Origin of the sequence: Xylella taiwanensis, from assembly GCF_013177435.1 — a bacterium.
GTDB classification, from domain to species: Bacteria; Pseudomonadota; Gammaproteobacteria; order Xanthomonadales; family Xanthomonadaceae; genus Xylella; species Xylella taiwanensis.
The window spans coordinates 2172235-2184985 of record NZ_CP053627.1 but is presented as its reverse complement, the minus strand read 5'-3'; the positions used below and the strand labels follow the sequence as shown (position 1 = coordinate 2184985).

Sequence of the window (12751 nt, the reverse complement as noted above, 5' to 3'; positions counted from 1 at the left end):
ATGAGTATCCGTGTTCTGACTGGTATCACCACTTCCGGGACGCCCCATTTGGGGAATTATGTTGGTGCGATTCGCCCGGCGATCCGTGCGGCTGGTGCGCCTGGAACTGAAAGTTTTTATTTCTTGGCCGATCTGCACAGCTTGATCAAAGCGCAGGATCCAGAGCGTACGCAGCGTTCGACGCTGGAAATTGCAGCGAGTTGGCTGGCGTGTGGTCTGGATCCGGAGAAAGTGTGGCTGTATCGGCAGAGTGATGTGCCGGAAACTACAGAGTTGCTGTGGTTGCTGACGTGTGTTGCAGCCAAGGGCATTCTCAACCGTGCGCATGCCTATAAGGCGGTGGTGGATAAGAACCGTAGTGAGGGTGAGGATGATGATGCTGGGGTCACTGCCGGTCTGTTTATGTATCCGGTGTTGATGGCGGCGGACATCCTTCTGTTCAATGCGCATCAGGTCCCGGTGGGGCGCGATCAGATTCAGCATATTGAGATGGCGCGTGATTTCGCGCAGCGTTTTAACCATGTGTACGCGGGGGAGTATTTTGTGCTCCCAGAGGCGGTGATCGATATGCAGGTGGCGACCTTGCCGGGTTTGGATGGGCGCAAGATGAGTAAAAGCTATGGCAATACAATCCCGCTTTTCTCCACGCGTGAAGGTTTGCAGAAGCAGGTGTTCTCGATCGTCACCGATTCCCGTGCGCCAGGGGAGCCCAAGGAGGCGGCTGGTGCGGCTGTGTTTCAGTTGTATCAGGCGTTTGCTGGTGTTGCAGAGAGTGCGGGGTTCGCGCAGGCATTGGCTGATGGTATGGGGTGGGGGGAGGCGAAGCAGTGTTTGTTCGAGCGTATCGATGCCGAGATTGCGCCGCTGCGGGAACGTTATGCAGATTTCATGAGGCGTCCGGCGGATATCGAAGCGATGTTGCGTGACAGCGCGGTGCGTTTGCGGGAGCGCGATGCGATACCGCTGGTGGCGCGCTTGCGTGAGGCGGTGGGCTTGCGCACGTTGTCGCATCACACTGCCGCGGCCGCGCCGGTGCCGCGAGAGAAAGCAGCGTTGCCGGCATTTAAGCAATACCGCGCGCAGGATGGGCGTTTCTACTTCAAGTTGATCGATGGACAGGGGGGGGTGCTGGTGCAGAGCACGGGATTTTCTTCACCGCAAGAGGCCGGTCAGTGGATGTCGATGCTGAAGCAGGCGGTGTTGGTCGAGACGCTGGTCTCTCCGATGTTGGAACCGGTGGCTGATCCTGTTGCTGTGCTCGCTGCGCTGCGCACGCTGCGTGAGGTTGGTTGAATGGGAGAGAGGTCTGTGTAGACGTCTGTGGATGGTGGTATGGGATTGCTGAGCGTGTGTCCAGATTCGGTGTGAGCGTAGCAGTGGAGCAGGTGTTTGGTGTTCCAGGATGGATCGCTGATTTCCAGGAGAAGAGCCGGCGTTTCTGATCCCATTGTCGAAGTGGAAAAGGTGCCTGCGGTGCGGTGTTTTTGATGGGTGTATTGCTGAGCGGCGGCACGCTTAGGTGCGTTATGACGGTACGTCATGGTCAAGTGGCGTGCAAGGTGCGCGATGTCATGCACCTGGTAGCCGTCTGAATGGTTGGTCGTTCTATGATCCAGGGGTTGGTAGCAATGCGGCGAGGGTGGAGAGGGTATTGCAAAGGGTGAATGGATGCGGTGCATGTCTCTGCTGAGCGCCTCACCGCATGGTGTGGCATTGGGATGGTGGACGCTGGGGTGTTTTCAATGCGGCCACGGTGGTGTGATGTTGGTGGCGGAGCGGCTGTTCGAGTGGCTTCGATCAGGCGTTGTAGAGATCGAGATGATGGGTTGAGATCGGGAGGTTGCTTTTCCTGATTGGTGATGAGGGTGGTTCTATCACATGGGTTTGGCAATCGGTTTAGTGTTGTTGCACGCGGATGCAATACGGTTGTGGGGTGTTTCACCGCAGCGTGGCGCGCGCTTTCAGAAGTTCACGCAGTTCGTACTTATCAGTTTCGTCCAGGCGCTGGGTGCGTTGTTTGGCTTGTAGCTCGTCCAGGCGTTGCTGAAGGAGTTGTTTCTCCATTTGTGTGATCGCGCCGTGTAACTCCTGGGTCCAGGTGCTGGCGTCGCCTGGTATGGCTTGTGTGGCCAGGGTGCGCAGTAGGACGTGTTCTTCGCGTTCTGTGAAGTGTTCCAGTAGTGTGCCTGTGGTGATTTCCGGGCGTTGCCGCACTAGGTCGAGTAATTCCAGGAGTAGGTCGATGCCCGGCTGCCGCAGGCCGGTAATGGCAAGCGGGGATTGGTTGTCCAGGGTCATCACTAGCGAGGGTTGCTGTAGAACGATTGCGATTGTTGCGTGGACCAGGTTGCGTTTCTGTGTGGGGATGTGTGCCGGTGGCCGTGATGTGGCGGTTGGTGCTGATACGGGGTGTGCGACATTGACACCGGTGAGGTGTGCCAGGTGTTGTCGCATCAGATCGTTGAATGCGCCGTCGGGGATCTGCATTAATAGTGGGCGGGCGCGTTCGGCCAGGCGTGCTTTGCCGTCCAGAGTGCTGAGAGTGATGTCGCGGGACAGGGCGTCGAAGAAGAATTGCGACAGTGGTATGGCCTGTTTCAGCCGTTCGTTGAACGCATCTTTGCCTTCTTTACGTACGATTGTGTCTGGATCCTCGCCATCGGGCAGGAACAGGAAGAAGGCTTGTCGTCCTTCCTTCATGCGTGGCAGCACCGATTCGAGTGCACGCCAACCGGCTTTCCGCCCGGCGTTGTCGCCGTCGAAGCAGAAGTACACGTCCGGGGCGTTGCGAAAGAGCAGTTCCGCGTGTTCCACAGTGGTTGCCGTGCCGAGTGTGGCGACGGCTTGGGTGACGCCAAACTGGAACAGTGAGATCACGTCCATGTAGCCTTCGACAACGATTAACCGCTCGATGTTCTGGTGTGCCTGACGGACCTGCCACAGGCCGTACAGTTCGCGGCCTTTGTGAAACAAGGCAGTTTCCGGCGAGTTGAGGTATTTCGGACTTTTGTCCTTGTCGAGCACCCGGCCGCCAAAGGCAATGACCCGGCCGCGCCGGTCAAAGATCGGGAACATCACCCGGTCGCGGAATTTGTCGTAGACGTGGTCACGGTCGTTTTTGGAGAACATGCCTGCGCGGTCTAATAGTGCGATGCGCCGCTGGTCGGTCCCCAAGGTGTCTTTGAGTGCGCTATAACCGTCTGGTGCGTAACCAATCTGGAAGCGCGTGCGGGTGCTGCTATCGACGCCGCGTTCGTTTAGGTATGCCTGGACTTTGGGGCTGCTTTCCAGGTGTTTTTGGAAGAAGTGCGATGCGGCTTCCAGTGCGGCGTACAGGGCGCGGCTGTCGTCTTGCTGTGCTTGGTTCGGCTGGGTTTCGCGCGGGACTTCCATCCCGGCGTGTTTGGCGAGTTCGTCGACGGCGTCGAGGAATTCGAGGCGGTCGTAGTTCATTAAAAAACTGATTGCGGTGCCATGTGCGCCACAACCGAAGCAGTGGTAGAACTGTTTGGCCGGGGAGACATAGAACGAGGCGGAGCGCTCGTCGTGGAATGGGCAGCGCGATGCATATTCCTTGCCTTGACGTTTAAGCGGTAAGCGGCTGCCTACCACCTCGACGATATCGGTGCGAGCGAGCAGTTCATCAATGAATGCATCAGGGATGCGGGCCATTTCAGTAGTGTAGGCCGTCTGTCAAGTACTGGGGTTGTATTGGGATCGCCATGAGGCGTGCAAGGTGGGTGATGTGACTGAGAGGCATTTGTTAGACGAAGCGACGGATGTGCTTCTGGTATTTCTTCAGTCTGATGTTTGGTTCAGGAACGCGGTCCGTGATGTTTGTTGGCATCGCAGGTGCGGGGGCTGTGCAAAGAGTGTGATACGGGGTGATTTAGGTGTCCGATGAGGTCCGGCGGCGAGTGTGACGCTTGGAGGTGCGTATGCTGTGGTGGTCGCGCAATCGCTCGTCGATGACGGCAGTCAGCAGTGCGCCGATGAAGAACACGACGGATGTGTAGTACATCCATACCAGCATAATGACCAATGCACCCATTGAGCCGTAGGCGCTTCCCGGTGCGGCGGTGCTAATGTACAGTCCGATGGCATAGCGGCCCAGAGTAAATAAGCAAGCGGTGATCGCACCGCCAATGCAGGCTTGGCGCCAGTTGACGACCCGGTCGGGTAGATAGCGGTACAAAAACGCAAAGGCCAACGTGTATAACACCAACGTGGTCAGGTAGCCTATCGTTGGCAGCATGGAAGGCAAGTGTGCAAACACGACTTGCAGTGCGGTTGTGGCGATCATGGAGATGATCAGCAGGAAGCCCAGTGCCAACACAACACCGAACGAAAATACCCGCTTTTTCAGCCATGCTTGCATCCCGTCCATGCGTTGTTGATCGGTGTGGAAGATGAGGTTCAGCGCGTTTTGTAATTGTGCGAATACCGCTGTCGCCCCGATGAGTAATAGCAAGGTGCTCCACAGTCCTGCCAGCGTGCCGAAAGTAGGTTGTGCGGTGGCGTTCTGTAAGATCGTTTTGGCAACGGTGGCTGCACTGTTGCCGGCTAACTGGTCAATCTGTGTGATCAGCGCTTCTTGTGCGGTTGGATACAGCGAGGCGGTCAGCCACAGTAGCAGTACCAGTAGTGGTGCCAGCGATAACAGTGCGTAGAACGACAGTGAGGCGGCTTGAGTCAGTACGTCGATCTCGGTGAAACGGTTGACCAGCGCCATCGGTAGGCTCTGTTGCAAGCGTTGCAGGTGTTTATTTAGTCGTTTGGGTGAAAGGAGATGCTCCGCCATAGTGTTGTTCGCTTTCATTACATACTGTGCTGCCAGCGTCGTTCGCACGATGGGGTTGGGTATGGGGGGTGCTGTGCGTGCGCCATCGGTGGCGTTGCGTTTCTAGCAGATGGGATGGCAAAGGCAGGTGAATGGCGGCATGATGGATGCCTGATGGGCGGATGATTTGGAATGGATGCTGGGCTAGATAATGGCTGGCAACGTGATCCACCCAGCAGCATAGAAGCGACCGTTTGTGGGCTTGAAGCGTGTTTGCCAGCAGCTTGTAGGGCTTAGTGAGACAGGTGTTTTTTCACCAGTGCAGAGATTTGTCCCATGTCGGCTTGGCCGGCCAACTTAGATTTGAGCGCTCCCATCAGTTTTCCCATATCGGCTGAACTTGAGGCGCCAGTTTCTGCAATCGTTGTTTGGATTGCAGTAACAATCTCTGCTTCGCTGAGTCTGGCTGGTAGGTAGCGTTCGATCACTATGATTTCGTCGCGTTCTATCTGAGCAAGGTCCTCGCGGCCGGCATCGCTGTATTGTTTTAGTGAATCCCTGCGTTGCTTGACCATTTTGTGCAACACCGTGAGTACACTTTCATCATCCAACGTGATGCGTTCGTCGATTTCTTTCTGCTTGATAGCGGCGTTGATGAGTCGGATCACCCCTAGGCTGTGTTTGTCGCCGCTCTTCATGGCGACCTTCATGTCATCGGTGATGTGTTGTTTGAGGCTCATGTGTGTCTCCGTGAATGAGGAAACTGGCCGGGAGTAGGGAAGTCTGCTGGATTTAAATGAGGTGTGAGGAGGGGGCAACACAAAAAAACCGGTCACGATTGCGCGTGCCGGCTATCGCGGAACGCCCCGAGATGGTCGCGCTGCTTGCGCGGACCAAAACACAGACCGAGAGGCGTGTCGTACGTGTACCAGAATTCAGTACAGGCGTTTGCGCTTGGTGACGTCCCGCGAGGTACGGCGCATCTGGCGCTTCACAGCAGCAGCAGCCTTCCGCTTACGTTCTTGGGTTGGCTTTTCGTAGAACTCGCGCTTTCGGGTCTCGGCTAAGATGCCCGCTTTCTCGCAAGTGCGCTTAAAACGACGCAGCGCAAATTCGAAAGGCTCGTTTTCGCGGACTTTAACGCTTGGCATGCATTCTCCATAGATGGACTGACGGCTAGGGGCGTGGGTTTTGCGAGCAGGCTCGCACAAACGTGGATCTGCGGCCCCAGAAAACAGGGCATTATAAAGGCTTAGAATGCGTGTGCAAGCCTTATGCGAATTGGCGTGTAGGCCGATGCAAGCGAAAATAACAGGTTATGTGTGAAAATCCTCGGTATTGAATCGTCCTGCGACGAGACTGGCGTTGCAGTGTATGACACGGCGTTAAGTGGTGCTGCTGCCTTGCGTGCTCATCATGTGTATAGCCAGGTTGCTTTGCATGCTGAGTACGGTGGTGTGGTCCCGGAATTGGCAAGCCGTGATCATGTGCGCAAGTTGCTGCCGTTGCTGCGCCAGACGCTGGCTGAGGCCAGGCTTTCGGTTGAGGACTTGGATGGAGTGGCCTACACGGCCGGGCCTGGTCTCGTCGGTGCGCTGCTGGTGGGTGCTGGGGTAGCGCGTGCGTTGGCTTGGGCACTTGAGGTGCCGGCGATTGGGGTGCATCACATGGAAGGCCATCTGTTGTCACCGTTGATGGAGGATGATCCCCCTGAGGTGCCGTTTTTAGCGCTGCTGGTCTCTGGGGGGCATACCCAGTTGGTTGCAGTCGAGGCGATCGGCCATTACCGGTTGCTTGGTGAAACGCTGGACGATGCTGCTGGCGAGGCTTTTGACAAGGTTGCCAAGCTAATGGGCCTGTCGTACCCGGGAGGGCCGCAGTTGGCTGCGTTGGCCGAACAGGGGATTCCTGGTCGATTCTGTTTCGCTCGTCCAATGGTTGATCGTCCAGGGTTGGATTTTAGCTTTTCCGGATTAAAGACTCAGGTATTGCTGGCTTGGCGCAACAGTGATCAGTCCGAAGCAACCCGTGTTGACGTCGCACGTGGTTTTGAGGATGCGGTGGTGGATACCTTGGCGATCAAGTGCGAGCGTGCCTTGGATACGGTTGCTTGCCAGACGCTGGTGGTGGCTGGGGGGGTTGGTGCCAACAAGCGCCTGCGTGCACGATTACAAGCAATGTGCCTACAGCGCGGCGGGCGTGCTTGTTTCCCGCGTCCAGCATTGTGTACTGACAATGGTGCGATGATTGCTTTTGCTGGGGCGTTGCGTTTGCAAGCAGGTCAGCAGAGCGATGCTGCTGTGCGTGTAACGCCGCGTTGGGATATGGCGACATTGCCGCCATTGACATCTGTCGTTGTGCCGCCGATGAGTGCGTAATTCCATCTTGCGGTGTCCGCGTGAAACCGTTTTCTGCACTCTGAGTGTTTTATTTTTCCTAACAAAACTTCCTATGGACAAAGTGTTTATCGAAGGTCTCGAGGTCGACGCATTGATCGGTATTTACGACTGGGAGCGGCGGGTTCGTCAGATGCTGTGTTTTGATCTTGAAATGGGGTTCGACAATCGCCCTCCGGCAGCCAGCGACGATATCGTTGACGCATTAGACTATAAGGCGATCAGCAAGCGTTTGATCGAAGTGGTGCAGCAGTCTGACTACGGTTTGGTCGAGACGTTGGCCGAGCATTGTGCCGCGGTATTGCTTACTGAATTCGACATGCAGTGGCTGCGTCTGAAACTGAGCAAACCGGGCGCGGTGCATGGTGCGCAGGCAGTGGGCGTGATCATTGAGCGCCACCGTACCAAGGCCGCTTAAGTGTGGTGAGCATCTTGGATGCTGACGTTGCTGCAATCCAGTGCAGTGGTCCGTCGTGAAATATGAGAGGCGATATCCTCGTCTTCGCAGGCGTGCCCCAGTCTGGATAGTGTGTGGTGGTAAGACAAGTGGATGCCGCCATTGAGGGTTTTCGTGTCTTGGCTCACTTCAAAAGCCGGGATGCACGGGTGGGCCATGCTGTACATTGATGATGCTGTGATTTTGGAGTGACGATGTTCAATGCCACCATTACTGTTGCCTGGGTCCATTTGCAGGATGCTTTGGCACCGTATCCCTGGATCTACCGTGTATTGGTGACAATCATATTGTTGCTGGCTGCTTGGTTTGCTAATTGGGTGACGAAGCGGGTCTTGCTGCGTGGCCTGCGGCGTGTGCTGCGCAGTAGTGTGCTTGCTGGTGAGGAGGGTGGTTACGGCATGCGTTTGGGTGTCATCCCGCGCTTGGCTAATGTGGTCCCGGCGTTGGTGCTGGCTCTGGGTGTGGCTGCGGTGCCGGATGTGCCACAGGTGGCGGTTGCAGTGGTGCGTAACATTTGTACGGCCTTTATTGTTTTGACCGTGGCACTGGCACTGGCTCGCCTGCTGGATTTGGCGAATCAAGTGTATGAGCGCGGTCCCGATGCGCAGCACAAGCCGATCAAGGGTTATGTACAGTTGCTGAAAATTGTACTTGGTCTGTTTACAGCCGTGCTGATGATTTCAGTATTGGTTGACAAGTCACCGTTGATCCTTCTTTCTGGTCTGGGTGCGATGATGGCCGTGCTGATTTTGGTATTTCAGGACACTCTGTTGTCGTTGGTCGCCAGTGTGACGATTAATTCCAACGATATGGTGCGGGTGGGCGATTGGATCGAAATGCCGCAGCAGGGCACCGATGGGACTGTGGTCGATATTGCCTTGCATACGGTCAAAATCCAGAACTGGGACAAGACCATCAGTGCGATTCCGATCAAGCGATTGATCAGCGATTCGTTCAAGAACTGGCGTGGAATGGAGGAGAGTGGTGGGCGCCGCATCAAGCGCTCGTTGTTGTTGGATCAGCACAGTGTGCGCTTTCTTAACGAGCCAGAGATTGCACGGATGCGCGAGTTCAACGTATTGCGTGATTACATTGATGCGAAGTGCGTCACTTTGGCTGAGTGGAACATAGCGCTGTCACGCCAGGGTGTGCCTGCAGTCAATGCGCGTCGTATTACCAACCTCGGGACATTTCGCGCCTATGTGGAGCATTACTTGCGTGCTAGTCCGCATGTGCATCAGGACATGACGCTGTTGGTACGGCAATTGCAGCCCACTGCCCTTGGATTGCCTTTGGAGATCTACTGTTTTGCAAACGACACGGGTTGGGCGGCGTACGAGCAAATTCAGTCGGACATATTTGATCATCTGTTGGCGTTGTTGCCGCACTTTGGATTGAGGGTTTTTCAGAGTTCCAGCGACACGATGCTGCTGGAAACTGCTCAACGTGGCAGTGTTATATCCTCTGTGTTAGTGGAGTCTGAGGTTTGACGCCTGCTGTTGCGTTCGTTTGTATGTGCACGACATGCAGTAAGGAGCATGTCACGATGGATGACAGAGCGGCTCGATGATCGTGATCTATAACGCGCCGATGTAGTGCAACGGTGTGTCGAAGTCTCCCTGTCCAATCCAGGGATGACCTGACGTTGGGATGTGATCGGCATACATGTCCGCCCGATTTAATTTTCTTACTTATCGATATTCAGCAAGGCGATCCTTGCCGAGCCCAGAGTGCAGCGAGACATACAGGTGTTTGATCTGTTTATCTTTGTTAGTGATGTGTGTAATGCACATTACATTGTTATCTAGGAAGCTCTATTCATTGTGTGGGTCATCGACGGTGTGTCGTGTGTTGGTCTTATCATCTTGTTGGAGCACTGTGTGTAGGCAGTTGATCTTCATGATTTTTCTGCGGTGTGGTTGGTTATAAGTATGTAGATGAGCACTTTTTTCTATGTCTGTGGCAGGCAGTGTGTTTTCAGGTACACGTGTCAAGTGGCCCCGATGACTAAATTCCACGGCTAAATAAACGTTTTATCAAGGACTTCATGATTGCTTCCGATCGCATCGAATCCCTGCTTGCCTGTATGACCGTAGAGGAAAAAGTGGGTCAGTTAGGTGTTTTTGCTGACATGGTGCGGCCATTCGCGCCGGATGTGAATCCTGAGGCCAATGTGCGTAACGCTGAAGAGCTGTTGGCTCAGGTGCGTGCGGGCCGGGTTGGCTCGTTGTTCAATGGCGTTGGGGTTGAACTGGGTCTTAGGATTCAACAGGTTGCGGTAGAGGAGAGTCGCCTCGGAATTCCGGTGATTTTGGCTGCGGATGTGATTCATGGGATGCGTACTGTGTTCCCGATTCCGTTGGGTGAAGCGGCCACCTTCGAGCCCGAGCTCGCCGAACGTACCGCGCGGGCGACTGCAATTGAGGCCACGGCGACGGGTATTCATTGGACTTACGCGCCGGCAGTGGATATTGCTCGCGACCAGCGCTGGGGCCGTGTTGCTGAGGGGGCGGGTGAGGATACAGTGCTGGGTTGTGCGTTTGCAGCAGCCCGTGTGCGTGGTTTTCAGGGTCCTGACTTGAAGGCGCCCGATGCATTGATGGCCACACCAAAGCACTTTGCTGCTTACGGTGCGGTGGCTGCTGGGATGGATTATGGGAATGTGGAGATTGCGTTGCAGACGCTGCGGGATGTGCATTTACCACCGTTTCAAGCGGCGTTTGCTGGCGGTGCATTGACGGTGATGACGGCATTCAACGACATCAATGGGGTACCGGCCAGCGCAAATCGCGAGCTGCTCACCGATATTCTGCGTGGTGAATGGTGTTTCCCTGGTCTGGTGATTTCCGATTACACCGCTGATATGGAGTTGATCGCACATGGCTATGCTGCTGATGCACGTGACGCGACTAAGAAAGCGTTCCTGGCTGGGATGGATTTGAGTATGCAGAGCGGTTTTTATGCCGAGCATTTGCCTGCGTTAGTGGCGAGTGGCGAGGTGCCGATGGCGATGCTTGATGCGAGTGTGCGGCGTATGTTGCAGATCAAGGAAGTCATTGGTTTGTTCGACAACCCGTACCGGTCTTTGGATCCAGTGCGCGAAGCCGATGTCTCGTACATTCCGGTGCATGATGCGCTGTCGCGTGATGCGGCCCGGCGTTCTATCGTATTACTGAAAAACGAGGGGCCGTTATTGCCGTTGTGCAAGCAAGGGCAACGTATCGCGCTGATTGGTCCGTTTGTGCGGGATCGTGACAACATTGAGGGATGCTGGACTCTGTTCGGTGATAGGCACCGTTATGTGAGTTTGGAGCAGGGCGTGCGTGCAGTGGTCGACACGCAGATGCTTACGGTGGTCCCAGGTTGCACTATGGAGGAACCGATTTCTGGTGGTATCTCCGATGCGGTGCAGGCCGCACAAGCGGCGGACGTGGTGGTGCTGGCGTTGGGTGAGCCGCAGCGTTACAGCGGTGAAGCGCAGTCGCGTACCGACATCGTGTTGCCTGCGGTGCAGCAGGCACTGGCTGAGGCAGTGGCTGCGACGGGTAAGCCAATTGTGGTGTTGTTACGTAACGGTCGCGCGCTGGCGCTCAGGGGAGCGGTGCGTGACGCGCAGGCAATCCTGGTCACTTGGTTTCTTGGGACGCAGACGGGCACGGCTGTGGCTGACGTGCTGTTTGGGGACTACAACCCGTCTGGGCGCTTGCCGGTGAGTTTCCCTTATATGACGGGACAGCAGCCGTATTTTTATAATCATCCACGTACTGGCCGCCCTGAGTTGCCGACCATGTCTGAGTTCAAGGCGCGCTGGCGTGAGGTTCCGAATGCGCCGCTGTATGCGTTCGGTCATGGGTTGAGCTATACCTGTTTCGCCTATTCTGCGCCGCGATTAAGTACGGTGTGTCTGGCATGGGATCAGACGTTGCTGGTGACTACCTGTGTCACTAACACTGGCATGGTTGCTGGTGAGGAGGTGGTGCAGTTGTACGTGCATGATCGTGTTGCCAGTCGCGTGCGACCGATACGTGAGCTGAAGGCTTTTCGTAAGGTCTACATCGCACCAGGGGAAAGTGTGGAGGTGTGTTTTACTTTGGACCGCCATGCGTTGGCTTTTACCAATCCGCAAGGTGTGTATGGTACTGAGCCTGGTTGCTTCGATCTATGGGTGTGTGCAAACGCGCAAAGCGGCGAGGCGATGCAGTTTGAATTGCTTGCACCTGCTTGATCGGCAATGCAACCAAACGGTTGAAGTTACGAGCACGCTATGTTGGATTGATGCCTAGGTTCTAGGGGAGGGCCTGATTTACTGTATGGCTAAATAACATTTCAATAAATTGCTGCCCCTTGTATTTTGCGGGATTTTGAAATACCGAGACGATTTTGGCCATGAAGTAATTGGGTGGGGGAGAGCGTTGTAAAGTGCACACTTTAGCGCGAGTTTTTCAATCCGAGGATGCGCTTGGCACTGTGCCCGCTCTGGTGGTGTTTCTGTTTGAGGATGACGTAGTGTTATCTGCCATGCACATCATGGAAGATGCTGTGCATCCATTGTGTATGGCAGTGGTTCAAGTTGATGTCGGCTGCGGCGAGTTGCCTGTTCATACGTGTGGTGTGGTGGTCGATATCACACTGATCGCTGTGCTGAGTGAGGAGAATAATGCCAGCAGACAGGGTGATTTTTAGATATACCACGGAATAAAAGTGCAGTCGTGGTCTTTCGGCATGAAAGTGCCTGCCGGTGTGGGCGCTTGCTCCGGACGGTTACATATTCTGTTTTGTACAAACGCCGACGTGGTCGAGGCAGGGAATCTGCAGCATGCTCAGGAAATTCAAGTGTGGAGTGGTATTGGCTCATCACGGGAATGATGAGCGATTCGATGTCAATGCTGGTTCTATATTTGTAGTATTGCGATATCAACTGGAAAACGTAACAAGCGGGGCAAGATCAGGGTGCCCTGATGACTTTCGATTCACCAGGATGCATCAAGACTAGTATTTTGGCTTAGGCCGAGGCGCATTCGGGAATGACTGAGCGCTAGTTTGGGTATCTCAAGGTGTGCAAGCTGAGTTCGTTAAAGCACGCCATATGTCTGTACAGGTTGTTCCTGTCCGTGAAGT

The 12751-nt window shown here is 55.1% G+C and carries 11 protein-coding genes; 7 read left to right on the top strand and 4 right to left on the bottom strand.

Annotated elements, in window-relative coordinates:
* Complete coding sequence (locus PLS229_RS09375; protein ID WP_038270333.1) at positions 1 to 1293, top strand: tryptophan--tRNA ligase; 1293 nt, start codon at positions 1 to 3, stop codon at positions 1291 to 1293.
* Positions 1294 to 1677: 384 nt separating this feature from the next.
* Entirely contained in the window at positions 1678 to 1830 is a 153-nt protein-coding gene (locus PLS229_RS09370) for a hypothetical protein (protein WP_160165119.1), read from the top strand.
* Positions 1831 to 1938: 108 nt separating this feature from the next.
* On the opposite strand, the gene dnaG is transcribed toward PLS229_RS09370, so the two are convergent.
* The 4 genes from dnaG to rpsU form a co-directional block, all read right to left on the bottom strand.
* Complete coding sequence (gene dnaG / locus PLS229_RS09365; RefSeq protein WP_038270334.1) at positions 1939 to 3672, bottom strand: DNA primase; 1734 nt, start codon at positions 3670 to 3672, stop codon at positions 1939 to 1941.
* A 217-nt stretch (positions 3673 to 3889) separates the two neighbouring features.
* Positions 3890 to 4801, bottom strand: coding sequence for a YihY/virulence factor BrkB family protein (locus PLS229_RS09360; protein WP_051482246.1), 912 nt, complete (start codon positions 4799 to 4801; stop codon positions 3890 to 3892).
* A gap of 272 nt (positions 4802 to 5073) precedes the next feature.
* Positions 5074 to 5520, bottom strand: a complete 447-nt coding sequence (locus PLS229_RS09355; protein WP_038270335.1) for a GatB/YqeY domain-containing protein — start codon at positions 5518 to 5520, stop codon at positions 5074 to 5076.
* Between the two features lie 195 nt (positions 5521 to 5715).
* Entirely contained in the window at positions 5716 to 5931 is a 216-nt protein-coding gene (gene rpsU, locus PLS229_RS09350; RefSeq protein ID WP_038270336.1) for a 30S ribosomal protein S21, read from the bottom strand.
* Positions 5932 to 6102: 171 nt separating this feature from the next.
* On the opposite strand from rpsU, the gene tsaD reads away from it, so the two are divergent.
* The 5 genes from tsaD (at position 6103) to PLS229_RS09325 (ending at position 12316) form a co-directional block, all read left to right on the top strand.
* Entirely contained in the window at positions 6103 to 7158 is a 1056-nt protein-coding gene (tsaD, locus tag PLS229_RS09345) for a tRNA (adenosine(37)-N6)-threonylcarbamoyltransferase complex transferase subunit TsaD (RefSeq protein ID WP_038270337.1), read from the top strand.
* Between the two features lie 73 nt (positions 7159 to 7231).
* Entirely contained in the window at positions 7232 to 7594 is a 363-nt protein-coding gene (gene folB / locus PLS229_RS09340) for a dihydroneopterin aldolase (RefSeq protein ID WP_038270338.1), read from the top strand.
* Positions 7595 to 7827: 233 nt separating this feature from the next.
* Positions 7828 to 9123, top strand: a complete 1296-nt coding sequence (locus PLS229_RS09335) for a mechanosensitive ion channel family protein (RefSeq protein WP_051482247.1) — start codon at positions 7828 to 7830, stop codon at positions 9121 to 9123.
* A gap of 560 nt (positions 9124 to 9683) precedes the next feature.
* Positions 9684 to 11858: a glycoside hydrolase family 3 N-terminal domain-containing protein gene (locus PLS229_RS09330; RefSeq protein WP_038270448.1), complete on the top strand. Its 2175-nt coding sequence runs from the start codon at positions 9684 to 9686 to the stop codon at positions 11856 to 11858.
* A 242-nt stretch (positions 11859 to 12100) separates the two neighbouring features.
* Positions 12101 to 12316 (top strand): hypothetical protein, encoded by a 216-nt coding sequence (locus PLS229_RS09325; protein ID WP_152536570.1) that lies wholly within the window; start codon positions 12101 to 12103, stop codon positions 12314 to 12316.
* Positions 12317 to 12751 lie beyond the last annotated feature (435 nt).